This is a genomic window from Lysinibacillus sphaericus (genome assembly GCF_006864135.1).
In the GTDB taxonomy this organism is placed as follows: Bacteria; Bacillota; Bacilli; order Bacillales_A; family Planococcaceae; genus Lysinibacillus.
Genome location: NZ_SADV01000010.1, coordinates 70,849 through 95,511, shown reverse-complemented (window position 1 = coordinate 95,511; position 24,663 = coordinate 70,849). Strand labels below are relative to the sequence as shown.

Here is a 24,663-nt window from a genome sequence, read left to right as displayed (position 1 = left end):
TATAATATGGATAAACAACAAGTTTTAGAAATGCTAGTAGAATTATGTGAGGACGATATCATTTTAGAAAATCCAGATATCGATTTATTTGAAGAAGGACTTCTTGATTCATTCGGTACAATTAATTTATTAGTGGAAATTGAAAGCCGCTTTAATATCTCAGTGCCAATTACTGATTTCAACCGTGAGGAATGGAACACGCCAAATCGTATTGCTGCGGAATTAGCTGAAAGACAATGATTAAGAAAGGCTTTCTATCATTATTAATTGCTTTTGCTCTTTTTGCTGCCTTGATATTCTTCCCTAATTCCTGGATAAAAGCTTGGATTTCAGATGAAGATGTAGAGCAAGCAAAGACGAGTATGTCTCCGTTAGTGTTCCAAGGGATGTATTTCCAAGAGCGAATGTTGCAGGAGCCTAATACTATGCCTTTATATGGCTCCTCAGAATTAAATCGTTTTGATCCGTTCCACCCTTATAACTATACTCGTGCTACAAATGCTCCGTATACGACATTTATGGTCGGGCGTGGTGGAATGCAGTCTATTACACACTTTTTAAATTTTGCTGCACAGGAAAAGAATTTAAAGGATAAGAAAATTGTTTTCATCATTTCCCCCCAATGGTTTACGAAAAAGGGCATGAATGAATTACACTTCTCTCCTAACTATTCGATGTTGCATGCTTATGATTTAGCATACAATAAAGACATTGACGAAGATCTTCGAAATCGAGGAATGAAACGCCTGCTTGATTTTGATACAGTAAACCGCGATGACCTGCTAAGAACAATTTATGAATATAAATTATCTGGTGGGAAGGAAAAACCAATCATTGGGCGACTTGCAATGTTGGCTGGCCATTTCCAAAAGGCACTTTTAGAGAAAAAAGATTTGTATTACTCGCTCTTCCCTCGAGAGGGGAGTAAGTTAAAGAACAATGACAAACTAGTTGCGAACCAAACATTTGAGCAACAACTACAAAATGCCGAAAAATATGGCGAAAAGCGTGTTTCCAATGATTTAATGATTGAAAACAAGTTTTATAAGCGACTTAAAAATTCTAATCTTGATAGGTTTAAAGGATTCCGAAAAGGCGAAGATTACACGACTTCACCCGAATATGAGGATTTACAGCTTGTCATTGATATTTTAAAAGATGCTGGTGCAAAGCCTCTATTCATCTCTATTCCAGTAAATGGTCATTGGTATGACTACACTGAATATCCTGCGGATCGCCGTGATAAATATTACGCAAAAATGAACCAGATATTGACTGATAATGGTGTTCCATTTGTTGATTTCTCAAGCCATGACTATGATCCTTATTTCATTATGGATACGATTCATATTGCATGGAAGGGCTGGGTCTATCTAGATCAAGAGCTAGACAAATATTGGGCACAGAAATAAATCACTTAACGAAAGCAGAGACAGTCTAAAGTGTTACTCACTAAAGACTGTCTCTTTTTTATGTAGATTATCTTTGAGGGCATTCACTCTACAACTTCCATTTTCAACCCTTCCTTAAAAATTGATTGAGGAAGGGTTATTCTTATCTGAAATGAATAGCGTCACAGATGAGACCCTGAAGCAAATAGAGGAACGAAGGCTAAAACTATCACGTTCTGTGATAACGCCTTCGTGACCACAGGATGTGGCGTTTTTAGACTGAGTTTCTAGAGTTCAGCGGATGTTTGGTGACCCGCTGAAATATGTCTTAAACTCCCATTCATTTAACCACCTCTAAAGGTAGAGAATTCTCACCTGTCGCTCCATAACACATTTGCTAAAAGAAGTTAAATGAAAAAAGTCTAAGTTCTTCAGCATCATTGGAAAATTGGACTAATCTTTCAAACTTCAAGCCTATTTTTTCAAGCAACTTAGCTGAAGCCTCATTATCTTGGGTTGTAATAGCTACAATACGATTTAACCCTAGTATATCTATACCATATGCCAATGTTGCTGAGGCCGCTTCATAGGCGTATCCTTTTCCCCAATACTTAGGCAGAAAAGCGAACCCAATATCCACATCTTCTAGCGACTCCCTTTTAACAAAACCACAAATTCCAAGGGGGATTTGATCGTCTTTTCTTTCAACTAAATAAAAACAAAAACCAAATTGCTCATACATGCGAAGTGGTCCATTTATTATATATTCACATGCCTCCTCCACTGTTTTCACACCGCGATCACCAATGAACTGCAACCATGAAGGATCATTCATTAACTCAAGGATAAAATCGGCATCATCTGTTGTTTGTAGACGAAGGGTAAGTCGTTCTGTTTCAAAAATTTTCATTGTAATTCTCCTTTCAGTATTGTTTTCCCTATATATAATTTATGTTTTACTATTTAAACATATAATAATGGCATAAATGCACTTGCATAGCTTTCAATAAGTGTATTTATGCCATTAAAGCATTACAAGGTCTTTTTACAAGATTTGTCGAATAATACTCTATAAGGATAATCACCAAAACGTGTGGTTGATTTCCGTTCCGACTGGGCACTTTGTTGCTGCCGCTTCGCTTTCGCACAGAAAAAACATTTGTTGCTGACGCTTCGCTTTCGCACAGAAAAAACATTTGTTGCTGACGCTTCGCTTTCGCACAGAAAACATCCGCTACGCTGCAGGGGCTCGGGCCAACACGATGTTGGTCACGAAGGCGTTATCACAGGATGTGATGCTTTCCTCTATCGCTGATCCCCGAGGAATCGCCCAGTCTCCACTCCAATCAACTATTTACATAGTAGACATTTTAACAAAAGTCATCCACAACTTTTGGTGGTGAGCCCTCTATAAAGCACGTTGCCTTTTTTAATAAAGGCGGTAAATTCTTGAAAGGCGGTTTCGTTTATTGAGAAATAAGTATTTTATTAGTATCCTATCAACATTGTTTTTGTTATTTCTTTCAGGTTGCACTAATCAAAAAGATACAGCATTAGCGACTATTTCAATTAACACCGATTCTAAATATGTGAGTACTTTCATAGATTTAAATTTAGGCATAGCACAAGACTTTCATTTCAAATTAAATAATGCCGATAAAAGTTGGGTTGATCTTTGGGTTGAAAGTTACAAAGATGGGCAATTGGAGTCTAATTCCTTAACGGCACTTTCATATGGGCAAAGTCCAAACAAAGTAGAAGAAGGCAATATAGGGTTTGGGATAATAAATACTGATGATGAATCTTTTGCTTTTCTTTATGGACCAAGTGTTAAAGCAAACCCTATAAAAATCGACAAAATTCAAGCTGCTGGTAGTATTAGTGGATGGGATTATGCAATTGGGGATGAAACAGTAAAATTAAAATTGAACGAAACTTATTTACTAGGTGTATACAGAGAATCAAATGGAAACTCTATACGAACATACGACTTACAGAACGAGAATGAAGTGAAAAAAATGATAAATGATGACCATCTTGTATATTTATTGAAATTAAAAATTCATAACAAGTAACTGGATCTTTGTTAATTTGAATGGTTCTCTTTAGACTTCAAAGGCAACCTAGGGGATTTCATCTTACCTGAGCAGCCCGGAAACCCAGCTCCTACCCGAGCAGTTCTCTGGAGTATACGAGCACTTTTTCGTCCTACCTGAGCAGTTTTCCGGGTTACCCGAGCACTTCTCCTACCTGGGCAGTTCTTATGGGTACCCCAGCACTTTTTCTCCCTACCTGAGTAGTTCCCACGTTACCCGATCTCTTTGCCAAAAACTGCCCCTCAATCATCCAACCACCAAAAAAATCGCCTCAAAAGTATGTAAATACCTTCGAGGCGATACCAGTAAAGCTACTTAGTAATAGCTTATTTTAAGTTATAGAATGATTTTAAACCAAGGTACTCAGCTGTTGCACCTAGTTGATCTTCAATGCGAAGAAGTTGGTTGTATTTAGCTACGCGGTCTGTACGAGATGGAGCACCTGTTTTAATTTGACCAGCGTTTGTAGCAACTGCGATATCAGCAATTGTTGCATCTTCAGATTCACCAGAACGGTGAGAGATAACTGCTGTGTAACCAGCGCGTTTTGCCATTTCGATCGCTTCAAATGTTTCTGTTAACGTACCGATTTGGTTTACTTTGATAAGGATTGCATTACCAACACCTTGCTCAATACCAGCAGCTAATTTTTGCGTATTTGTTACGAATAAATCGTCACCTACTAATTGTACGCGAGCGCCGATACGATCTGTTAATAATTTGTGTCCAGCCCAGTCATTTTCGTCTAAGCCATCTTCAATTGAGATGATTGGGTATTTGTTTGTTAGCTCTTCATACCATCCAACCATTTCTTCAGAAGTTTTAACAACACCTTCACCGTCTAAGTGATATTTGCCATCTTCTTTATTGAATAATTCAGATGAAGCAACGTCCATTGCAAGTTTTACTTCTTCACCTGGTTTATAGCCAGCTTTTTCGATTGCTTCTAAAATTACAGTAATGGCTTCTTCGTTAGAACCAAGGTTTGGTGCGAAACCACCTTCGTCACCTACAGCCGTATTATAGCCTTTAGCTTTAAGTACTGCTTTTAAGCTGTGGAAGATTTCAGCACCCATACGTAATGCATGACGGAATGATTCTGCTCCTACAGGCATTACCATGAATTCTTGAATATCTACGTTGTTGTCAGCGTGAGCGCCACCATTTATGATGTTCATCATTGGTACTGGTAGTTGTTTTGAGTTAAACCCACCAAGATATTGATAAAGAGGTACATCTAAGTAATCTGCCGCAGCATGTGCAACTGCCATTGATACACCTAGAATGGCGTTGGCACCTAGTTTACCTTTGTTTTCTGTGCCATCTAGCTCGATTAAAGCTTTGTCGATGACTACTTGATCAAGAACTGAGTAATTACCTTCTAGCTCTTGAGCAATAATTGTGTTTACATTTTCAACTGCTTTTAATACACCTTTGCCTAGGTAACGAGATTTGTCACCGTCGCGTAATTCTACTGCCTCATATTCACCTGTAGATGCACCTGATGGTACGATTGAGCGTCCAAAAGCACCTGATTCTGTAAATACTTCAACTTCTACCGTTGGATTCCCACGTGAGTCTAAAACTTCGCGCGCATAAATTTGTGTAATAAATGGCATAATTAATTCTCCTCTTTTTCAATTAATGATTGACCTGTCATTTCAGAAGGTTGTGACACCTCTAATAATTCTAACATGGTTGGTGCCAAATCGGCTAAAATACCATCATTTCTTAACATTAAATTTGCTTTTGTCACAATTACTGGAACAGGGTTTGTTGTATGAGCTGTCATTGGAGCCCCTTCTAAAGTAAGAACTTCATCAGAGTTACCATGGTCAGCTGTAATAATAGCTGCGCCATCTTTTGCAAGGAGTGCATCTACTACTTTACCAAGACATTCATCGACTGTTTCAATGGCCTTGATGGTTGGCTCTAACATTCCGCTATGCCCAACCATATCAGGGTTAGCGAAATTAAGAATAATGCCATCAAATTTATCGGCCGCAATCTCTGCAAGTAATGCTTCTGTTACTTCATAAGCACTCATTTCAGGTTTTAAATCGTATGTTGCAACTTTTGGAGATGCAATTAAAATACGCTCTTCCCCTTCAAATTTCTCCTCACGACCACCACTCATAAAGAATGTAACATGCGGATACTTTTCTGTTTCTGCAATACGAAGTTGTGTTTTGCCATTAGAAGCTAACACTTCACCAATCGTATTTTTTAAGTTATCGTTTTCATACGCAACTTGAGCGTGTACTTCATCACTGTAGTGTGTGAATGATACAAATTTTAAATTCTTTGGATGCTTATCTGATAAAGCAAAGCCATCAAATTCACTATTTGTAAATACTTTAGACAGTTGAATTGCACGGTCAGGGCGGAAGTTGAAGAAAATAACAGCGTCATTATCGTCAATTGTTGCCACGGCTTCCCCATGCTCTTGAACGCTAAATGGAATAACAAACTCATCTGTTACATCGCGCTCATATGATGCAGCTACGCCACTTGCTGCGCTGTCAGCTGTTTGACCAACACCATCTACTAGTACATTATACGTAAGGGCTACACGATCCCAGCGTTTATCACGATCCATTGCATAATAACGACCATGAATAGAAGCGAATTGACCTACGCCTATGTCCTTCATTTGTTTTGCAGTTTCTTCAATATAGCCTAAAGCTGTTGATGGTCCAACATCACGACCATCTAAGAAACCATGTACAAAGACTTTGTCTAAGCCTTGTTGTTTTGCAAGCTTTAATAGTGCAAACATATGCTCATAATGGCTATGTACGCCACCATCTGAAAGTAAGCCCATAATATGAAGCTTAGATTGATGAGCTTTAGCATGTGCTATGGCATCCAAAAATGCTTTATTCGTAAAGAAATCTCCCTCACGAATAGATTTGTTTAAGCGTGTTAAGCTTTGGTAGACAATACGTCCAGCACCTATATTTAGGTGTCCAACTTCAGAGTTCCCCATTTGACCTTGAGGTAACCCCACCGCTTCACCAGCTGCAGTTAATGTTGAATGCGGGAACTCATTCCAAAAACGATCGAAGTTAGGTTTGTTTGCTTGAGCTACTGCATTTCCGAAAGTTTCGTCGCGAAATGCAAAGCCATCTAGAATAATTAATGCTACTGGCTTTTTAGGCATTTGCTGCCGCCTCCAATAATTTCAAATATGATTCTGGTTGTAAACTTGCTCCACCAACTAAAGCGCCATCGATATGCTCTTTTAATAATAATTCCTGAATGTTCTCAGGTTTTACGCTACCACCGTATTGAATTCGTACAGCATTGGCCGTTTCAGCATTATATAATTCCTTCACTACCGCACGAATTGCTCCACATACTTGGTTAGCATCATCTGCTGTAGCTGTTTTACCTGTACCAATTGCCCAAATAGGTTCATAGGCGATCACCATATGCTCCACTTCTTGTGCGCCAAATCCAGCAAGTGCTGCTGTAATTTGATGAGCAACCTTTTGCTCAGTAGTCCCCGCTTCACGTTCCTCAAGCGTTTCTCCACAGCAAATAATTGGTACGATATTATGTGCTAGTGCTGCAGCAACCTTTTTATTGATGGCTTCATCTGTTTCGTTATAATATTCACGTCGTTCAGAGTGTCCTAAAATAACATAGTCTACTTCCACACTTGCTAGCTGAGCTGGACTAATTTCTCCAGTGAATGCACCTTCGTTTTCATAATGCATCGTTTGTGCACCAATTGCTAGCTCAGATTCACTAGCAACTTGCACAAGCGTAGGTAGGTAAAGTGCTGGTGCACAAACAACAGCGTCTACTTTATCATTTGAAGGAAGTTTGTCCTGTACCGCATCAACAAACTGAATAGCCTCTTCAAATGTTTTATACATTTTCCAGTTACCTGCAATAATTGGTTTACGCATCATTCTTGCCTCCTATGTTTTTATTCCACGTTAATGATTTATTTATCGTTTAATGCCACAATTCCAGGAAGCTCTTTCCCTTCCATTAATTCCAGTGATGCACCACCACCTGTAGAAATATGGTCCATTTTATCGGCAACTTCAAACTTTTCTACTGCCGCTGCAGAATCCCCGCCACCGATCACAGTATAACCAGTTGTTGTCGCCATAGCGTCAGCTACAGTTTTTGTACCATTCGCGAATTTATCCATTTCAAAAACACCCATTGGTCCATTCCAAATGATTAATTTAGAATTTTTAATAACTTCTGCATATTTAGCAGCTGTTTTCGGACCAATATCTAAGCCCATCCAGTCCGCTGGAATAGCGTTTACATCTACAATTTGTGTTTCAGCATCTTTTGAAAATTCGCTTGCGACTACGGCATCGATTGGCATATGTAATTGCACGCCTTTTGCCTTTGCTTTTTCAATAAAGGATTTTGCTAAATCGATTTTATCTTCTTCTAATAAAGATTTACCGATATCATAACCTTGCGCTTTAATGAATGTGAATGATAAGCCACCACCAATAATTAGATGGTCTACTTTTTCTAATAAGCTTTCAATCACACCAATTTTGTCTTTAACTTTGGCACCACCGATAATGGCTGTAAATGGACGCTCAGGTTTAGATAATGCTTTACCTAGCACATCTAATTCCTTTTGCATAAGGTAACCAGATACTGCTGGTACATACTTAGTAATTCCTTCAGTTGACGCGTGTGCACGGTGAGCTGCACCGAATGCATCATTGACATAAACGTCTGCTAATTTTGCAAATTGCTCTGCTAATGCTGGATCATTTTTCTCTTCGCCAGCGTGGAAGCGAACATTTTCAAGAAGAATAATGTCACCATTTTGCATATTTGCAACAGCTTCTTCAACCTCTTGACCAATTGACTCATCTAATTTAGTAACAGGTTTACCCATTAATTCTGCTAAACGTACACCTACTGCAGTTAGGCGCATATCCTCTTTCACTTCACCCTTTGGACGTCCTAAGTGAGAAGCTAAAATTACTTTGGCACCTTGTTCCACTAAATATTCAATTGTAGGAATTGCTGCTCGAATACGTGTTTCGTCAGTAATCGCACCTTCTGCCATCGGTACATTAAAATCAACACGTACAAATACGCGCTTACCTTTTACATCAATATCTTTCATCGTCTTCTTATTTAACATGAAGAAACCCCCTTCAAAGTTTTTAGTCATGAATTACCTGGATTCACCCATCTTGGCTCCTCACATGATTCACTTAACTGTATTAGATAAAAATAGTTGATCCATCATCATATAAGATTAATTTTGTTTAATAAGCCTTTTCAACAAAGCGCTTGGAACGGATATCAACCCACGTTATGGTGAAGTACCCTTTTACTTGCTTTTATAGTAGCAAAAGTCACGTTCTATGTCTTGCAATTACATAACCAGTCACGTATCTGCCTTATATTTCGTATAAAAAAGGAGTAAGGGTAAATTCCCTCACTCCCATTACCCTTGTATATTATATCTTTAAGATATTATAAAGGCTATACTTTTTGTGCGCAAAAAGCGGTATTGTGTCACACTTTTTACTTTAGTTATCGAATTATGTCACTTATTTAGTGTTTAATCCTTTTTCTGCGATAAATAAAGCTAAGTCCATTAAACGAGTAGAGTAACCAATTTCGTTATCATACCATGCAAGAACTTTTACCATACTATTTTCTAATACCATTGTAGAAAGACCATCTACAGTTGAAGAGTTATGGTTACCATTGTAGTCAATTGAAACTAATGGTAGTTCGTTGTAGCCTAAAATACCTTTAAGCTCATTTTCTGAAGCTTCTTTTAATGCAGCATTAATGGCTTCTTTCGTTACTTCTGCTTTTAGCTCCACTACTAAGTCAACACATGAAACGTTCGGTGTTGGTACACGCATAGAGAAGCCATCTAGTTTACCTTTTAAGTGAGGTAATACTTTTGAAACTGCAACTGCTGCACCTGTTGTTGTTGGAATCATTGACACTGCACCAGCACGTGCGCGACGTGGGTCAGAGTGCGGGAAGTCAAGGATACGTTGATCGTTTGTATATGAGTGAATTGTCGTCATCATACCGCGCTCAATACCAAATTTTTCATCAAGTATTTTTGCAACTGGCGCTAGACAGTTCGTTGTACAAGAAGCGTTTGAAATAACATCATCTGTTTCAGGGTTATAATCCTCATGGTTAACCCCCATTACAAACGTCGGCATTTCGCCCTTCGCTGGAGCTGAAAGAATAGCTTTTTTAGCACCTGCTTGAATATGCTTACCTACTTCTTCCATTGAGCGGAATCTACCTGTACATTCAAGTACTACATCAACACCTAGTTCGCCCCAAGGTAAATTTGCAGGATCTTTTTCAGCATAAACTTTAATGTTTTTTCCATTTACTACGAAAGAATCGCCGTCTGCATAAACATCAGCATCGTAGATACCGTGTACTGAATCATAAGTTAATAAGTGTGCAAGCTGGCCTGCATCTGTTAGGTCATTTACTGCAACCACTTCAAATTCATCGTGCTTCATTGCTTCACGAAATACTAATCGTCCAATACGTCCAAATCCATTAATAGCTAATTTTAATGCCATTGTCAATTCCTCCAATAATGTTTAAATAATTTATTTTGCCTCGGACATTTATAATATCCACAATTGGCCCTATTCTCATTCAGAGAGTGTTGTAGCACCCGCCGAAATTTGAGTAATTTATAAAGAAGGTAAACCTTCAGCGATAGCTTTTGCGGCTACTTCATCCGTTATAAAAATGGTTTGCTTTGGTGCTACCTTAAAGTACGATAGCATTGCCTTCACTTTTTGTTTACCAGCAGCAACTGCAATGACTTGCTTACTTCTTTGCACTTGTTCAAACTGTATACCGATTGTTCGAATTCGATGTACAATTTCGCCTTCTGCATTGAAATAATAACCAAATGCTTCACTTACTGCACCCTTTTCTTCGAGTATCTGTAAATCCTCTGGCGATGAGTTACGACGAACTGCCATTTCTTCTGCCGAACCAATACCATGAATAACACAATCTGCACGATCATAATAATTCATCATTTCAGTTACCATTGGCTCTGTTAACATTGCTTGATAGGCCTGCTCACTTAAATGCTCTGGTAAAAATAATGTGCGATACTGTGCATCCATCTGCATGGCAAATGTTGAGACAAGTGTATTGGCTTGCATTTGCATTTCATGCCCAATACCTCCACGAGCAGCAACAAATGTAATGTTGTTTACATCAGCTGGATGTAAAAATTGCGCGAGTGATGCAACCGACTTGCCACCAGTAACAGCTACTATTTGACCATCAAAGGTTGTTGATATAAATTGTTGTGCTGCCTCTTTTCCAAGCAATGTTAATATCGTATTGTCCTCATTGTAATCACCTGGAACAACAATTACATGCTGTAAGCCAAAATGGTTTTTCAGTAATTTAGCTAGCTGTGTAATGCCAGACCATTCATAGACGAGTGCTCGAAGCTTATCAATAACTACATTACCTTCGTCTGTACATACCATACCCGACTTTTGAGAATCTAATAACCCTTGCTCACGTAAAATATCCGTTTCTTTACGAATTTCTCGTTCAGTCATTTTAAGTGAATCAGCAAGTGTACGACGCCCAATTGGCTGCATAAGCTGCACTGTTTGCAAAATACGATATCTCGATTGCAGAAGCGGATACATTTCTGGAAGTAGCCTTTGCTGCGCCTCAGGTACAGATAACATATTAATCTACTCCCTTTATAATAGTTGTGGGTTATTTTTCGTCCCACTATTTAAAATTATGTCCCACTTACAATTTCATTATAATACGCTTTAAAATAAAGAGCAAGTAAATGTTATGTTTTGGCATTGAAAAGTAATTTAAGCATAGTGACCTAAATGTGGATGACTAAGGCTTATAAAAGTTTTTTTACAGCTAAAATCATCACGTCATGTGATAACGGCTTCCATCGTGTTGGCCCGAGACCCTAGAGCGAGCGAAGCCGCTCATCGGACCCCTTCGGAAGCTTTGCTCTGTGCGAAAGCGTAGCGGCAGCAACATGATCTTAGCTGTGCGAAAGCGTAGCGGCAGCAACAAAGCGCCCAGCAGGAACGGAAATCACCCCCACGTTATGGTAGTGAGTCTGATTAATCAGTGTTTAGTTTCTATTAACAAAAAAACTCGTAACCACATTGTCATGGCTACGAGTTTTTTATTAGCTTATTTTGTGAAAGATAAAATTGCGTTTTTCTTAAATCCGCCTAAAGCTTTTGTTGCTTCACTTTTATTTGTGTATTCAAAAATACGAACGTCCTTTTTCTCAAATACTGTAATAACCCACATTGTAAAATCTCCCTTCAACTATATGTTTTTGTAATATAACAACCACTAAAAATGTGATATTTTTGATAAACTGTTTTATAACATTCTCTTACTGATTCTTATTCTACTCCTATTTTTTAAAAAATAAAGTCTAATGTGAAGGTCTTCACAAACTGTTCAATTTCTAAACGCTTTCATTGAACAATTTGTGAATTGTGGTTATTACCGCTAAAAATTCGAGTAAAGTAACTATCAATTATTTCGATGTGGGTCCTCAGTTTTGTGTTTTGCTGCCGCTACGCTTTCGCACAGATAAATTGCCATAAGACGTGGAGTTCTTAGCCATTCCTCTTTGGAAGCACGCTAAAAGAAGCAAAAATATTCCGCTCTTTCACCGCCACATACATAGCAGAAAAAATGCGGAATTTCTAGGATTCACTTATTGTTTTGCTTCATTAAACGAGCAATTTGCTGCTCATTTATATGTTCGATTTCTTCTAATTTTTGAATCACTAAATGCTGTCTTTCATTAGAATGATTCTGACTTAACTTCTTCTTCCCTTCCATACTTAAGATTTTTAATTTAAAGCCCTGAACCCCTTTATTTAGATTACTTACAAGCTGTTCATCTACCTGAGTTAGGCTATATGTGCTGGTAGGATGTTCATATTTTTTAATCATGTTGTTAAAGGAGTTCATTAATTCATCATCGTGTTCCATAAGCTCGATTTCCCCATAAACATGTACTGCTACATAATTCCATGTTGGAACAGCTTGATTTGTTTCATACCATGAGGGAGATATGTAGCAATGTGGCCCATGAAATATTGCTAAAACCTTTTGGTTCTCAATATCCTTCCATTGAGGATTCCCTTTTGCAAAATGCCCAATTAAATAATCTTTTGTGTCATTCAACAATAACGGAAGATGTGTAGCAAAGGACATTCCTTTATGAGTCGAAAAGAGTGTTGCAAAACTGTTTTCCTGAATCACTTCTATCATCTCGGAAACATCCTTCATTTTAAAAGCCGCTGGTATGTACATAAGCAAATCCCCCTTTGTTATTCGCTACACAAATGCTCCATAAGTGTTGCGTAATCCAAATTGCCGTATTGTATCACTTGCCCATCTTTTTCTACTACCGGAATCATCAACATATACTTTTCATGTATGCTCTCGTCTTCTTCAATATTAATAATTTCTATATCGAAATCTATATCTTCCTGTACAAGCTTTAATGTATGCAGTCCTTCTACACATAGTCCACAATTAGCTCGACTAAAAAATTTCACGTTCAATTACAGCACCTCCCTTAAGAGCTATTATAAAACTATTAAACAAGAGAGTGTAATGCTCCCTTCAAAACTGGCTCCTATCCCTAAGCACTGTTCTAGTTAGAAAAAACTGTGCAAGGTACTCCCTGCACAGTTTACTTTTATATTATTTTTTTAAATGGCTATCTAAGAATTTTAGCATGGCAGTGTAGAACTCGATACGGTTTTCTTCATTATGGAAACCATGGCCTTCATTATCTTTCAGCATGTATTCCACTTCAACGCCTCTAGCACGTAAAGCTTCAACGATTTGATCGGACTCAGCCTTATTTACACGTGGATCATTTGCACCTTGAGCTACAAATAGCGGTGTTTTAATTTTATCTACATGGAAGACAGGTGAAGCGGCTGTTAATAGCTCCTTATCTTTTTCTGGATGCCCTACACGCTCATAAAGCATTTCACGCATTGTTTCCCAATATGGAGGAATTGTATTTAATAGCGTAAAGATATTCGATACACCTACGTAATCAACTGCGGCTGCATATAGATCTGGTGTATAAGTGATACCTGCTAATGTTGCATACCCTCCAAAGGATGCCCCATAAATTCCGATGCGTTTAGGGTCTGCAATGCCTTGGTCGATTGCCCATTGTACGCCATCTGTAATATCATCTTGAATTTTTAGACCCCATTGCTTATTACCAGCCTCAAGGAATTTTTTACCGTATCCAGCTGAGGAACGGAAATTCATTTGTAGTACAGCATAACCACGGTTTGCTAGTAATTGCGTCTCAGGATTAAAGCCCCACATATCACGTGCCCATGGTCCACCGTGTGGATTGACGATAAGTGGCAGATTTTTAGCCTCTTTGTTTTTCGGTAAAGTTAAATAACCGTTAATCGTTAAGCCATCACGACTCTTATACGAAATTGGATGCATTTCTGCAAGCTCCTCTGGGTTTAACCAAGAGCCTAACGTTGCTAATTCTTTTATTTCATCAGTTGTTGAATCGTAGTAATAATATTTTCCGTAAACAGTGTCACTAGAAACGTTAACAATGAATTTTGTCATTTCTTTGTTGTAATCATTAATGCTTAATTCACTTTCTTGAACACCTAATTTGTTTTGAATTTTACGGAATAGTTTTTCAAAGTCTTCATCAAAGAATTGATAGTGTGCTTTATCTGTTATATAGCCACCATATAATATTTTATCTTTCTCAGGACTGTATAATACACCTAGTACATCCACTTCTGAGTTGGACATAATTACTTCTTCTTTACCTTCTAAATCATATTTCACCACTTCTACTTTATCTCTTCCTTTATTAGAAGTCGCGAAAATATGTTTATTGTCTTTAGAGAAGGCAAGTGGCATTACTTCATCTCCTGCTTTCATTTCAATAAACGGTTTGAATTCATCTTTCTCTGAATCACGGTAAAGGATAGTTCCTTCTACACCATCTGAAGTAACTGCCAGACGTACATTTCCATCATGATCTGCTAACCAACTTGCAATATTACCTGGATTTTTCGCAACATGTGTAGTTACTCCAGTCTTCACATTAAGCTTGTACACATCAAAGACCTTTGCATCTTCTTTATTCATCGTAATAAGGATTTCGTCTTTAACGCCCTGTAAATCACTTAATAACGCAACTGTTACATTCGGATATGGCGTTAAATCCTTCTCCTCATTCCCGTTAAATGTTGTGGAATAAATGTGGAAGTTTTCATCGCCACCTTTATCCTTTACATATAGTAAATTATCATCTTTCCAGAAGGATCCACCAATATCGCGATCCGTTGAACTAGATACACGTACTGGCTCACTATCGTCATTCATTTTCTTTACGAACACATTTGAACGATTTTCCCATGCAGATTTATAAGTAATGTAATTTCCGTCTGGTGAAAGATGATAGCCGCCGTTTCCTGGATTTTTCATGAAATCTTCTATGGAAATTTCTTTCACGCCTTCATTATTGCTGACACCATTTTTCACATTTTTAGCATTGTTTAAAATTTTGACCGCATCTTGTTTAGAAATTGTTTCACTAGTTGACAGACCGTTAAATAAGCCAAGTTTATTTGCTTTTTCTTGATACTCAGCAAGTGTTGCTTCTTTTTCCTCTTTATTTAAAGCTCTTACTAAAATACGTGCAGCTTCATCACGTTTAATATGGACACTTAAATCTTTTAATTCCTCGCCTTTTACCCACGTATCAATGATTTGCTGACGCATTGTCTCTGATCCATGTTGGAATGTTAGAGCTGTTACAGTTAAATCTAAAAATCCCTTAGCAGATAGACGTTCCTCTTTTACTTCTACTTGACTGCTAGTTTCATTGGCAGCGCGCACTTCCTGCATAGATACAGGAATAACCGCAGATGATGTTAAAATAACCGCTAATGATGCTGATAAAAACCTTTTTTTCAAAATGATTCCTCCTTATATCAGTACGCATTATGCATATTGTTAATACAATGAAATTATACCAACTTCAGTATATTTGTCAATTATTGGTCCTAACGATAAAAGACTGCGCGGGAAACTTAGTTCCTGCACAGTCTTCTTTCATTTATTATTTTTTTAAATGGCTGTCTAAGAATTTTAGCATTGCAGTGTAGAATTCGATACTGTTTTCTTCATTAAGGAAACCGTGGCCTTCATTATCCTTCACCATGTATTCCACATCAACGCCTCTTGCACGTAATGCTTCAACGATTTGATCAGATTCAGCTTTGTTTACACGTGGATCATTTGCACCTTGAGCTACAAATAAAGGTGTTTTAATTTTATCCACATGGAAGACAGGTGAAGCGGCTGTTAATAGCTCTTTATCTTCTTCTGGATTGCCCACACGCTTATAAAGTTGGTTACGCAATGTGTCCCAATACGGAGGGATTGTATTTAAAAATGTAAAGATGTTGGATACACCTACATAGTCCACTGCTGCAGCATATAAATCTGGAGTATATGTAATCCCAGCTAAAGTTGCATAACCTCCAAAGGATGCACCGTAAATTCCGATGCGTTTAGGGTCTGCTATCCCTTGGTCGATTGCCCATTGTACGCCATCTGTAATATCATCTTGGATTTTTAGACCCCATTGTTTATTACCAGCCTCTAAAAACTCTTTTCCATAGCCAGTTGAAGAACGGAAATTCATTTGTAGTACTGCATAACCGCGGTTAGCTAGTAACTGTACCTCTGGGTTAAAGCCCCACATATCACGTGCCCACGGACCACCGTGAGGGTTGACGATAAGTGGGAGATTTTTAGCCTCTTTGTTTTTCGGTAAAGTTAAATAACCGTTAATCGTTAAGCCGTCACGACTCTTATATGAAATTGGATGCATTTCTGCAAGCTCCTCTTGTTTTAACCAAGGGCTTAACGTTCCCATTTCTGTCATTTCATCTGTTGTTGAATCATAGTAATAATATTTTCCGTAAACAGTGTCACTAGAAACGCTAACAATGAATTTTGTCATTTCTTTATTGTAATCATTAATGCCTAATTCACTTTCTTGAACACCTAATTTATGTTGAATTTTACGGAATAGTTTTTCAAAGTCCTCGTCAAAGAATTGATAATGTGTCTTATCTGATACATATGCACCGTACAATACTTTATCTTTCTCAGCACTATATAATACACCCGTTACATCTACTTCTGAGTTAGACATAATTACTTCTTCTTTACCTTCTAAATCATATTTAACTACTTCTACTTTGTCTCTTCCTTTATTAGAAGTTGCGAAAATATGTTTATTGTCTTTAGAGAAAGCAAGTGGCGTTACTTGATCCCCTTCTTCCATTTCAATAAATGGCTTAAATTCATCTTTTTCTGAATCTCGATATAGAACAGTGCCTACTACACCATCTGAAGCAACTGCCATACGTACATTTCCATCACGGTCTGCTATCCAGCTCGTAATATTACCAGGGTTTTTCGCAACATGTGTAGTTTCACCAGTCTTTAGGTTAAGTTTGTACACATCAAAGACTTTTGCATCTTCTTTATTCATCATAATAAGGATTTCGTCTTTAACGCCCTTTAAGCTACTTAATACCCCAACTGTTACATTCGGATAAGGTGTTAAATCCTTTTCTTCATTACCATTAAATGTTGTTGAATAAATGTGGAAGTTTTCATCGCCACCTTTATCCTTTACATATAGTAAATTATCATCTTTCCAGAAGGATCCACCAATATCGCGATCCGTTGAACTAGATACACGTACTGGCTCGCTATCGTCATTCATTTTTTTTACGAAAACGTTTCTACGGTTTTCCCATGCAGCGTTAAAAGTTATGTAATTGCCATCCGGTGAAAGTTCATAGCCAACGTTTCCTGGATTTTTCATGAAATCTTCGACAGAAATTTCTTTCACGCCTTCATTATTGCTGACACCATTTTTCACATTTTTAGCATTATTTAAAATTTTAACCGCATCTTGTTTAGAAATTGTTTCACTAGTTGACAGACCGTTAAATAAGCCAAGTTTATTTGCTTTTTCTTGATACTCAGCAAGTGTTGCTTCTTTTTCCTCTTTATTTAAAGCTCTTACTAAAATACGTGCAGCTTCATCACGTTTAATATGGACACTTAAATCTTTTAATTCCTCGCCTTTTACCCACGTATCAATGATTTGCTGACGCATTGTCTCTGATCCATGTTGGAATGTTAGAGCTGTTACAGTTAAATCTAAAAATCCCTTAGCAGATAGACGTTCCTCTTTTACTTCTACTTGACTGCTAGTTTCATTGGCAGCGCGCACTTCCTGCATAGATACAGGAATGACCGCAGATGATGTTAAAATAACCGCTAATGATGCTGATAAAAATCTCTTCTTCAAAATGATTCCTCCATATATCAGTTTATGTTATATCGTTTGTCGATATAATTGAATTATAGCAATTTTATCTACATTGTCAATTATTGATAATAATTAAGTATATTTCCCTTTTAAACCAATAAAAAAAGCAAACTACATTGAGTTCACTTTTTTACTATAAACAATTGTGCCTCGGCATAATTACGTGACATCCACCGGAAGCTTCATCCCACCGCCTATAAAGGAGGGAGACTTCTGTATCTGTCTCTACCAAAACACTTGTAACTATCGGTTCACTTACGTTACATAAGGCTGGCATCTGAAATTAAAATTTCCGACTTGCTCCTCCACCAGCAGATGAGCCGCCTCCGAATCCGCCAAATCCACCGCCCCTAGAGCCGCCACCTCCGAATCCACCTGGAAAACTACCCGGAAAACCTCCACGTCTACCAGAACGAGGCCCTCCTCCTCTACCATTAGAAATAAATGTATAAATAACAAGTACGATGATAGCGATTAAAATAATCACCCACGGTGGCATTTCTTCATTGTCAGCTGTATTTTCAGGCATCTCTCCATCCCAATTGTATTCCTGTGCGACAGTTTGAAATACGTCTGCATACGTTGCTTTAAATGCCTTATTAATGTCTCCAGCTCTTGCATTTGGATAAAACGCTGTATCTAAAATGCGCCCCAGCTTGCCATCAGGTAATGCTCCTTCTAGACCTTGGCCTACAGCAATGACGACATCATTATTGCCATCGCCCTGCCCAAACGTTGCTAAAATTAAAACACCATTATTCTTTTGCGCATCGCCAATACCCCATGAACGAATCATTTTTGTTGCATACATTTTTGGTTCTTCTCCGTTAATAGTATCTACCGTTACGACCATAATTTCAGCACCTGTGCCTTTGTCTAGCTGCTCTGAATAGTGGTTGAGTTCTTCCTTTACGGATGTTGATAAAACATTAGCAAAATCATGAATATACGTATTTTTCATCGGTGTCGGCATTGCGGCCTCCGCCATTCTTATAGACAGAATAAACATGATGCTAACAATAGCAAGTTGGAATAGTAACCGTTTCATTATTGTTTACCTGAACTGCCAAAATCTATAGATGGTGCCTTTTCAGCACCCGCAGCTGCTTTAAAGTATTCTTTCTGTTCAAAACCAAACATCCCTGCAATAAGATTGCCTGGAAAACGTTTAACCGTTTTATTAAAAGTCTGCACTTCATTGTTATAATCTTCTCGAGCCACTGCTAAACGATTTTCTGTCCCAGCTAATTCATCCATTAATTGACGGAAATTTGCATCTGCCTTTAAATTCGGATAATTTTCTACGACTACTAGTAATCGACTAAGTGCTCCGTTTAATGCATCATTGGCAACCGCCTGTTCCTTTGGACTTTGAGCACTTCCCATTTGTGCACGTGCCTCTGTAATGCTAGCGATCACTTCTTTCTCATGGTTAGCATAACCTTTTACAGATTCTACTAAGTTCGGAATCAAATCGTAGCGACGTTGTAGCTGATTTTCAACTTGCGCCCATTTCGAATCTACGCTCTCCTCTGCCGTTACTAGACTATTGTATTTTGGAATAAATAGTAAGGCCAATACAACTAAAATAATAACGATTATTCCTACAGGTCCAAATATTTTTTTCAATTCTAAAACCTCCTTCGCTTTCTTTTAGCTATCATCCATGATAAGCCCTTCTTTTTTCTTACCACTAATGTGCAGCAAAAAAAACATCCCTATTCTACATATATGCAAATGCATTAATACCGTATGAAATTTCTCTAACGTGCCATACTTAATACTGTAACAAACTATGATATTTAGGAGGCGCTTTTTTTGACACAATCGTTTCAAAACGAATCATCAAACCAAACATCGTTTAATCAACAACAAAGCCTAAATCATGGTGGACATGAGCAAATGGACTTGCATGAAACAATAGGTGCAATCATTGCTTGTATGAATCAATCCATTGTTTTACGTCCACATGTTAAGGACACAGAGTTGCTTAGTATTTTGGATCGCCAATATAATTTCACATTAGGTATGTATAACACTATTGTGGAATCTTATAACACAGGTCATGATCCATCTGTTCCTACAGGTCGCTATCAAATGGAGACAGGAAATAATTTTAAATATGGATTGACTCCTGGCCAACCTAAAAAGCCAATGCAAAATGCAAATGAGCTCAGCGATGAATGTATTTCTGGCTTCTTACTTGGCGCTCAAAAAGGTGTGGCAAAAGGTATGACTGCAGCAGCAACAGAAACTACAAACCCTGTTGTTCGTCGCGTTATTGCAGATAGTATTCCCAACTGCATTGAAATGGCATACGAATTATCTATATACCAAAATATGCATGGCTACTATCAAGTACCTCAATTTTCTCAACAAGATATGCAAACGATGCTTAATGCATACAGCACTACAACAAATCCCCTTCATTAATTCTAAAAAACAAGAGCAGCCCCATCTGTGGTCACTATCACCCAGGGGCTGCTCTTGTTTAACTTTTCGCAAAAACTTCATAAAACTAAAAATAGCACCAGGAGTGAATGTTTATCCATTCATCTTGGTGCTATTTTTAGATTATTTGCAAAAAAAAAGAATCCCCTCAGATAGGATTCTTTTTTTCGACTAGTTTAACTAGTCTTCACGTACAGTATGTTCACTAAAAAATAATTTGGAATTGTTGCTTTTTTGAAGGTTTGAAAGGAACATATACGGGAATAATGCCTATTAGGCGATATTTCCATTATATTCCCTTCTCTTTTCCCCACTAAGCAGGCTGCTAAACTACTTATTAGGAGAATTGAGTTATAAAAGTAAATCAAATAATCAGTAAAATGGCGCCCTCGGAGGGAATCGAACCCCCAGTGCAAGAACCGGAATCTTACGTGTTATCCATTACACCACGAGGGCAATTAAACAAAAAAAAAGTACTCACCCTAGGCTTTAGAAAAGCATGATGTAGATAACCCTCATGTGAAGCATACCTGCAAAATAGTGTACTGTACTTTAACTTATGTGACCTTATCAATTATACAAACGTATTGCCCATATTTCAACTATAGAATGCAAAACATTTTAACTTTTTTTATCTTCATTCAATAAGTGTCAAAATACTACGGAAAAAGATAAACTACAGACGGATATCACAGATTCTTAATTATGCTGAGACACACTATCTCTGCGTGAGAGCAAAGCATTTGCGGTATTCCTTATCTGCGTGGAAGCAAAGGGCGGCAACGGTAAATGTTTTTATAGCAAAAGCAATGCGGTAGGATAAAATGTTTTCTGGGCGAGGGCGAAGCAACTGCATCAAATGTTTTTTGAGCGAAGCGAAGCGACTGCATCCAATGTTTTTTGAGCGAAGCGAAGCGACTGTATCAAATGTTTTTTGAGCGAAGCGAAGCGACTGCATCCAATGTTTTTTGAGCGAAGCGAAGCGACTGCATCAAATGTTTTTTAGACGAAAGCGATGGGTAGCATCCAATGTTTTCTGGGCGAGGGCGACGCGGCGGCGACAAATGTTTTCTCTGTGAAAGCGAAGCAGCACTATAATTACGCCAAGGCAAAATTGATTTAATTTATTTTACTTTAACAGGGTTAATATTTGACCTTCCCTGACTATAATGTGTATGATAAGGATACAGCTGAATTACCAAGGAAGTTTTCAGCAAAAGTATTCGAATTTAGTTTTTTAAGGAGGATTTAACATGAATTTAATTCCTACAGTTATTGAACAAACAAGTCGTGGTGAACGTGCGTATGACATCTATTCACGACTACTAAAAGACCGTATTATCCTATTAGGAAGTGCAATTGACGACAACGTTGCTAACTCAATTGTTGCTCAACTTCTATTCCTACAAGCAGAAGATCCAGACAAAGATATCTTTCTTTACATTAACTCACCAGGTGGATCTATCACTGCTGGTATGGCAATTTATGACACAATGCAAATTATCAAGCCACAAGTACAAACAATTTGTATCGGAATGGCAGCATCTATGGGTGCTTTCCTACTTGCTGCTGGTGAACCTGGTAAACGATTCGCATTACCGAATGCTGAAGTAATGATTCACCAACCTCTTGGCGGTGCACAAGGTCAGGCAACTGAAATCGAAATCGCTGCAAAACGTATTTTATTCTTACGTGAAAAATTAAATGGAATTTTATCGGAACGTACTGGTCAACCACTTGAAGTCATTGCAAGAGATACAGACCGCGATAACTTCATGACAGCTGAGCGTGCAAAAGAATACGGCCTAATCGACCAAATTATGGAACGCAAATAAAAATAGTTAAAGGCATCCCAGATTATTTCTGAGATGTCTTTTTTTGTTCGACATTGTATTGGTTTGATGGGACTATCCTTCACTTTGATAAGGCTATCCACGATTTTAATGGTTCTATCCACGACTTTGGCTACTCTATCTTTCATTTTGACGGTTCTATCCATTATTTTGACTCTTCTTTCCTTCACAGCCTTTTATTTCCGTCGCTTTGACTCTTCTTTCCGTCGCAGCTTTTTCTTTCCGTTGCTCTGATCGTTCTTTCCGTCGCTTTGACTCTTCTTTCCGTCGCTCGGCTCTTCTTTCCGTCGCAGCTTTTTCTTTCCGTTGCTCTGATCGTTCTTTCCGTCGCTCTGACTCTTCTTTCCGTCGTTTGGCTCTTCTTTCCATCGCTTCGGCCTTTCTTTCCGTCGCTTTGACTCTTCTTCCATCGCTTCGGCTCTTCTTTCCGTCGCTTCGGCCTTTCTTTCCATCGCTTCGGCTCTTCTTTCCGTCGCTTCGGCCTTTCTATCCGTCGCTCGGCTCTTCTTTCCGTCGCAGCTTTTTCTTTCCGTTGCTCTGATCGTTCTTTCCGTCGCTCTGACTCTTCTTTCCGTCGTTTGGCTCTTCTTTCCATCGCTTCGGCCTTTCTTTCCGTCGCTTTGACTCTTCTTCCATCGCTTCGGCTCTTCTTTCCGTCGCTTCGGCCTTTCTTTCCATCGCTTCGGCTCTTCTTTCCGTCGCTTCGGCCTTTCTATCCGTCGCTCGGCTCTTCTTTCCGTCGCAGCTTTTTCTTTCCGTTGCTCTGATCGTTCTTTCCGTCGCTCTGACTCTTCTTTCCGTCGCTTCGGCCTTTCTTTCCGTCGCTCTGACTCTTCTTTCCATCGCTTCGGCTCTCCTTTCCATCGCTTCGCCCTTTCTTTCCGCCGCTTTGACTCTTCTTTCCGTCGTAGCCTTTTCTCTTCACCTCTTTTACTATTATTTCTATTACATCCTTTTATTTCCTTGAAGCTTTAGCTCTACTTTCTGTGCAAAAGCGCAAAAAAAACTGTCCAACATGTAAGTATTACTGTTTGGACAGTTTTTGCATCATAGTTTTTTAATCTTCTTTTTCGATTAGTGCTGCTAATGCTGTAACCGCTTGCTCAGCATCGTTGCCATCGCCACTAAGTACAACCTCTGTTCCTTTTGCAATGGCTAAGCTCATAACACCCATAATGGATTTAGCATTTACTTTTTTCTCGTCTTTTTCCAGAAAGATATCTGCGCTAAAACGATTTGCTTCTTGTACAAATAGTGCTGCTTGTCTAGCTTGTAGTCCTAATTTTAATTTTACATGGACTCTTCTCTCGGTCATTCTTAAAACTCCCCTTTACTACCGTTCATCTATTATTTTTATCTTACCTTACTTACTAGCAAAAGAACAATACGCGATTAGGCTTTTCACATTCATACCTGAAAAGTATGAAAATTTAACCACCAATTTTTTCTCCGCTTCTTAATGCATCGGCTATTTCATCTATTTTCCGTAATCGATGATTGACACCGGATTTACTAACCGTTCCACTTGATACCATTTCACCAAGTTCTTTTAGTGTGACATCTTGGTATTCTACGCGTAATCGTGCAATTTCACGTAGTTTTTCTGGCAATTGATCTAGACCTATTGAATTTTCAATAAATCGGATATTTTCTACTTGACGTAATGCTGCGCCTATTGTTTTATTCAAGTTCGCTGTTTCACAGTTGACTATGCGATTGACACTATTTCTCATGTCTCGCAATATACGGACGTCTTCGAATTTCATCATTGCTTGATGCGCTCCAGCAATGTTAAGGAAATCTGAAATTTTTTCCGCTTCTTTTAAATAAGTTACAAAGCCTTTTTTTCGTTCAATTGTTTTTGCATTTAGCTCAAATTCATTCATTAAATCCATTAAAGCCTCGCCGTGCTCTTTATATAATGAATAAATTTCTAAATGGTAGGCGGATGTTTCTGGATTGTTGACAGAGCCACCAGCTAGAAATGCACCCCGTAAGTATGCTCTTTTTTGACCACTCTTTTTAATGAGCTTCCGAGAAATAGTATGATTAAATTGAAAGTCGTCTGAGATGATTTCTAAATCAATCAGTAGCTCACGCGCACCTTCTCTTACGCGGCAAATGTATACGTTATTTTTTTTCAAACGCATTTTTTTTCTAACAAGTAACTCTACATTATACGGATACAGCTTCTTCATAATCGTATAAAGTCTTCTTGCGATTGCAGCGTTTTCAGTTTGTACGTCTAAGCTTAACTGTTTATTAGCAAAGGATAATGAACCATTCATACGAATTAGGGCAGATACTTCTGCTTTCATACAATGATTGTCCGCTTCTATTTGAGTTAACTCTTTTTTCGTTTCAGAAGCAAAAGACATATCACGCCCTCCTTTCAACTTTTTATTCTATGT

Annotated in this window: 23 protein-coding genes and 1 tRNA gene; 5 read left to right on the top strand and 19 right to left on the bottom strand. The window is 38.2% G+C overall.

Annotation, left to right across the window (positions count from 1 at the left end; translation table 11 throughout):
- Nucleotides 1–6 precede the first annotated feature (6 nt).
- Complete coding sequence (gene dltC, locus C7Y47_RS13810) at nucleotides 7–240, top strand: D-alanine--poly(phosphoribitol) ligase subunit 2 (protein ID WP_053485840.1); 234 nt, start codon at nucleotides 7–9, stop codon at nucleotides 238–240.
- Nucleotides 237–1,412, top strand: a complete 1,176-nt coding sequence (gene dltD, locus C7Y47_RS13805; protein WP_142509301.1) for a D-alanyl-lipoteichoic acid biosynthesis protein DltD — start codon at nucleotides 237–239, stop codon at nucleotides 1,410–1,412. The genes dltC and dltD overlap by 4 nt, the downstream gene beginning before the upstream one ends.
- Before the next feature lie 376 nt (nucleotides 1,413–1,788).
- Here the strand turns inward: dltD and C7Y47_RS13800 are convergent, their stop codons facing one another.
- Complete coding sequence (locus C7Y47_RS13800) at nucleotides 1,789–2,301, bottom strand: GNAT family N-acetyltransferase (protein ID WP_142509300.1); 513 nt, start codon at nucleotides 2,299–2,301, stop codon at nucleotides 1,789–1,791.
- 559 nt (nucleotides 2,302–2,860) lie between these two features.
- Here C7Y47_RS13800 and C7Y47_RS13795 point away from each other — a divergent pair.
- The gene (locus C7Y47_RS13795) at nucleotides 2,861–3,466 is read left to right on the top strand and encodes a hypothetical protein (protein WP_142509299.1); all 606 of its coding nucleotides are present in this window, start codon (nucleotides 2,861–2,863) and stop codon (nucleotides 3,464–3,466) included.
- A gap of 347 nt (nucleotides 3,467–3,813) precedes the next feature.
- Here the strand turns inward: C7Y47_RS13795 and eno are convergent, their stop codons facing one another.
- The 13 genes from eno to C7Y47_RS13735 form a co-directional block, all read right to left on the bottom strand.
- Nucleotides 3,814–5,106 carry a phosphopyruvate hydratase gene (gene eno / locus C7Y47_RS13790; protein WP_142509298.1) on the bottom strand — a complete coding sequence of 431 codons (1,293 nt, stop codon included), beginning with the start codon at nucleotides 5,104–5,106 and terminating at the stop codon, nucleotides 3,814–3,816.
- Between the two features lie 2 nt (nucleotides 5,107–5,108).
- Nucleotides 5,109–6,650, bottom strand: coding sequence for a 2,3-bisphosphoglycerate-independent phosphoglycerate mutase (gene gpmI / locus C7Y47_RS13785; protein ID WP_142509297.1), 1,542 nt, complete (start codon nucleotides 6,648–6,650; stop codon nucleotides 5,109–5,111).
- Entirely contained in the window at nucleotides 6,643–7,404 is a 762-nt protein-coding gene (tpiA, locus tag C7Y47_RS13780; RefSeq protein WP_142509380.1) for a triose-phosphate isomerase, read from the bottom strand. Before tpiA ends, gpmI begins: the two co-directional genes overlap by 8 nt.
- Before the next feature lie 38 nt (nucleotides 7,405–7,442).
- Nucleotides 7,443–8,627 (bottom strand): phosphoglycerate kinase, encoded by a 1,185-nt coding sequence (locus C7Y47_RS13775; protein WP_142509296.1) that lies wholly within the window; start codon nucleotides 8,625–8,627, stop codon nucleotides 7,443–7,445.
- Between the two features lie 415 nt (nucleotides 8,628–9,042).
- A complete protein-coding gene (gap, locus tag C7Y47_RS13770) occupies nucleotides 9,043–10,059 on the bottom strand; it encodes a type I glyceraldehyde-3-phosphate dehydrogenase (protein WP_142509295.1) in 1,017 nt (338 codons plus the stop codon).
- Between the two features lie 117 nt (nucleotides 10,060–10,176).
- Nucleotides 10,177–11,208 (bottom strand): sugar-binding transcriptional regulator, encoded by a 1,032-nt coding sequence (locus tag C7Y47_RS13765; RefSeq protein ID WP_142509294.1) that lies wholly within the window; start codon nucleotides 11,206–11,208, stop codon nucleotides 10,177–10,179.
- A 478-nt stretch (nucleotides 11,209–11,686) separates the two neighbouring features.
- Entirely contained in the window at nucleotides 11,687–11,809 is a 123-nt protein-coding gene (locus C7Y47_RS25670) for a hypothetical protein (protein WP_255505174.1), read from the bottom strand.
- A 414-nt stretch (nucleotides 11,810–12,223) separates the two neighbouring features.
- Nucleotides 12,224–12,832, bottom strand: a complete 609-nt coding sequence (locus tag C7Y47_RS13760) for an FMN-binding negative transcriptional regulator (RefSeq protein WP_142509293.1) — start codon at nucleotides 12,830–12,832, stop codon at nucleotides 12,224–12,226.
- A 17-nt stretch (nucleotides 12,833–12,849) separates the two neighbouring features.
- On the bottom strand, nucleotides 12,850–13,086 hold the full coding sequence (locus C7Y47_RS13755) for a glutaredoxin family protein (protein WP_053485826.1): 237 nt from the start codon (nucleotides 13,084–13,086) through the stop codon (nucleotides 12,850–12,852).
- Between the two features lie 142 nt (nucleotides 13,087–13,228).
- On the bottom strand, nucleotides 13,229–15,505 hold the full coding sequence (locus tag C7Y47_RS13750) for a S9 family peptidase (RefSeq protein WP_142509292.1): 2,277 nt from the start codon (nucleotides 15,503–15,505) through the stop codon (nucleotides 13,229–13,231).
- A 145-nt stretch (nucleotides 15,506–15,650) separates the two neighbouring features.
- Nucleotides 15,651–17,927 carry a S9 family peptidase gene (locus C7Y47_RS13745; protein ID WP_142509291.1) on the bottom strand — a complete coding sequence of 759 codons (2,277 nt, stop codon included), beginning with the start codon at nucleotides 17,925–17,927 and terminating at the stop codon, nucleotides 15,651–15,653.
- A gap of 304 nt (nucleotides 17,928–18,231) precedes the next feature.
- Entirely contained in the window at nucleotides 18,232–18,996 is a 765-nt protein-coding gene (locus C7Y47_RS13740; protein WP_142509290.1) for a TPM domain-containing protein, read from the bottom strand.
- Nucleotides 18,996–19,577, bottom strand: a complete 582-nt coding sequence (locus C7Y47_RS13735; RefSeq protein WP_142509289.1) for a LemA family protein — start codon at nucleotides 19,575–19,577, stop codon at nucleotides 18,996–18,998. The genes C7Y47_RS13740 and C7Y47_RS13735 overlap by 1 nt, the downstream gene beginning before the upstream one ends.
- Nucleotides 19,578–19,766: 189 nt before the next feature.
- Here C7Y47_RS13735 and C7Y47_RS13730 point away from each other — a divergent pair, with 189 nt between their 5' ends.
- Nucleotides 19,767–20,381, top strand: coding sequence for a spore coat protein (locus tag C7Y47_RS13730; protein WP_142509288.1), 615 nt, complete (start codon nucleotides 19,767–19,769; stop codon nucleotides 20,379–20,381).
- Between the two features lie 399 nt (nucleotides 20,382–20,780).
- Here C7Y47_RS13730 and C7Y47_RS13725 read toward each other — a convergent pair.
- Nucleotides 20,781–20,855: transfer RNA gene (locus tag C7Y47_RS13725), tRNA-Arg, on the bottom strand.
- A 797-nt stretch (nucleotides 20,856–21,652) separates the two neighbouring features.
- Here C7Y47_RS13725 and clpP point away from each other — a divergent pair.
- On the top strand, nucleotides 21,653–22,234 hold the full coding sequence (gene clpP / locus C7Y47_RS13720; RefSeq protein ID WP_132361998.1) for an ATP-dependent Clp endopeptidase proteolytic subunit ClpP: 582 nt from the start codon (nucleotides 21,653–21,655) through the stop codon (nucleotides 22,232–22,234).
- A 156-nt stretch (nucleotides 22,235–22,390) separates the two neighbouring features.
- Here clpP and C7Y47_RS13715 read toward each other — a convergent pair whose 3' ends face one another.
- The 4 genes from C7Y47_RS13715 to whiA all read right to left on the bottom strand — a co-directional run bounded on the left by C7Y47_RS13715 (nucleotide 22,391) and on the right by whiA (nucleotide 24,630).
- Nucleotides 22,391–22,621 carry a hypothetical protein gene (locus C7Y47_RS13715; RefSeq protein WP_142509287.1) on the bottom strand — a complete coding sequence of 77 codons (231 nt, stop codon included), beginning with the start codon at nucleotides 22,619–22,621 and terminating at the stop codon, nucleotides 22,391–22,393.
- A 117-nt stretch (nucleotides 22,622–22,738) separates the two neighbouring features.
- Entirely contained in the window at nucleotides 22,739–23,095 is a 357-nt protein-coding gene (locus tag C7Y47_RS13710) for a hypothetical protein (RefSeq protein WP_142509286.1), read from the bottom strand.
- 214 nt (nucleotides 23,096–23,309) lie between these two features.
- The gene (locus tag C7Y47_RS13705) at nucleotides 23,310–23,567 is read right to left on the bottom strand and encodes an HPr family phosphocarrier protein (protein WP_053485816.1); all 258 of its coding nucleotides are present in this window, start codon (nucleotides 23,565–23,567) and stop codon (nucleotides 23,310–23,312) included.
- Between the two features lie 115 nt (nucleotides 23,568–23,682).
- Nucleotides 23,683–24,630, bottom strand: coding sequence for a DNA-binding protein WhiA (gene whiA / locus C7Y47_RS13700; RefSeq protein ID WP_142509285.1), 948 nt, complete (start codon nucleotides 24,628–24,630; stop codon nucleotides 23,683–23,685).
- Nucleotides 24,631–24,663 lie beyond the last annotated feature (33 nt).

What these genes read in the sequence shown, in the direction of transcription:
- dltC (WP_053485840.1), top strand. Translation starts at nt 7, where the DNA reads ATGGATAAACAACAAGTTTTAGAAATGCTAGTAGAATTATGTGAGGAC.
- dltD (WP_142509301.1), top strand. Translation starts at nt 237, where the DNA reads ATGATTAAGAAAGGCTTTCTATCATTATTAATTGCTTTTGCTCTTTTT.
- C7Y47_RS13800 (WP_142509300.1), bottom strand. Translation starts at nt 2,301, where the DNA reads ATGAAAATTTTTGAAACAGAACGACTTACCCTTCGTCTACAAACAACA.
- eno (WP_142509298.1), bottom strand. Translation starts at nt 5,106, where the DNA reads ATGCCATTTATTACACAAATTTATGCGCGCGAAGTTTTAGACTCACGT.
- gpmI (WP_142509297.1), bottom strand. Translation starts at nt 6,650, where the DNA reads ATGCCTAAAAAGCCAGTAGCATTAATTATTCTAGATGGCTTTGCATTT.
- tpiA (WP_142509380.1), bottom strand. Translation starts at nt 7,404, where the DNA reads ATGCGTAAACCAATTATTGCAGGTAACTGGAAAATGTATAAAACATTT.
- C7Y47_RS13775 (WP_142509296.1), bottom strand. Translation starts at nt 8,627, where the DNA reads ATGTTAAATAAGAAGACGATGAAAGATATTGATGTAAAAGGTAAGCGC.
- gap (WP_142509295.1), bottom strand. Translation starts at nt 10,059, where the DNA reads ATGGCATTAAAATTAGCTATTAATGGATTTGGACGTATTGGACGATTA.
- C7Y47_RS13765 (WP_142509294.1), bottom strand. Translation starts at nt 11,208, where the DNA reads ATGTTATCTGTACCTGAGGCGCAGCAAAGGCTACTTCCAGAAATGTAT.
- C7Y47_RS25670 (WP_255505174.1), bottom strand. Translation starts at nt 11,809, where the DNA reads ATGTGGGTTATTACAGTATTTGAGAAAAAGGACGTTCGTATTTTTGAA.
- C7Y47_RS13760 (WP_142509293.1), bottom strand. Translation starts at nt 12,832, where the DNA reads ATGTACATACCAGCGGCTTTTAAAATGAAGGATGTTTCCGAGATGATA.
- C7Y47_RS13740 (WP_142509290.1), bottom strand. Translation starts at nt 18,996, where the DNA reads ATGAAACGGTTACTATTCCAACTTGCTATTGTTAGCATCATGTTTATT.
- clpP (WP_132361998.1), top strand. Translation starts at nt 21,653, where the DNA reads ATGAATTTAATTCCTACAGTTATTGAACAAACAAGTCGTGGTGAACGT.
- C7Y47_RS13715 (WP_142509287.1), bottom strand. Translation starts at nt 22,621, where the DNA reads ATGGAAAGAAGAGCCAAACGACGGAAAGAAGAGTCAGAGCGACGGAAA.
- C7Y47_RS13710 (WP_142509286.1), bottom strand. Translation starts at nt 23,095, where the DNA reads ATGGAAAGAAGAGTCAGAGCGACGGAAAGAAAGGCCGAAGCGACGGAA.
- C7Y47_RS13705 (WP_053485816.1), bottom strand. Translation starts at nt 23,567, where the DNA reads ATGACCGAGAGAAGAGTCCATGTAAAATTAAAATTAGGACTACAAGCT.
- whiA (WP_142509285.1), bottom strand. Translation starts at nt 24,630, where the DNA reads ATGTCTTTTGCTTCTGAAACGAAAAAAGAGTTAACTCAAATAGAAGCG.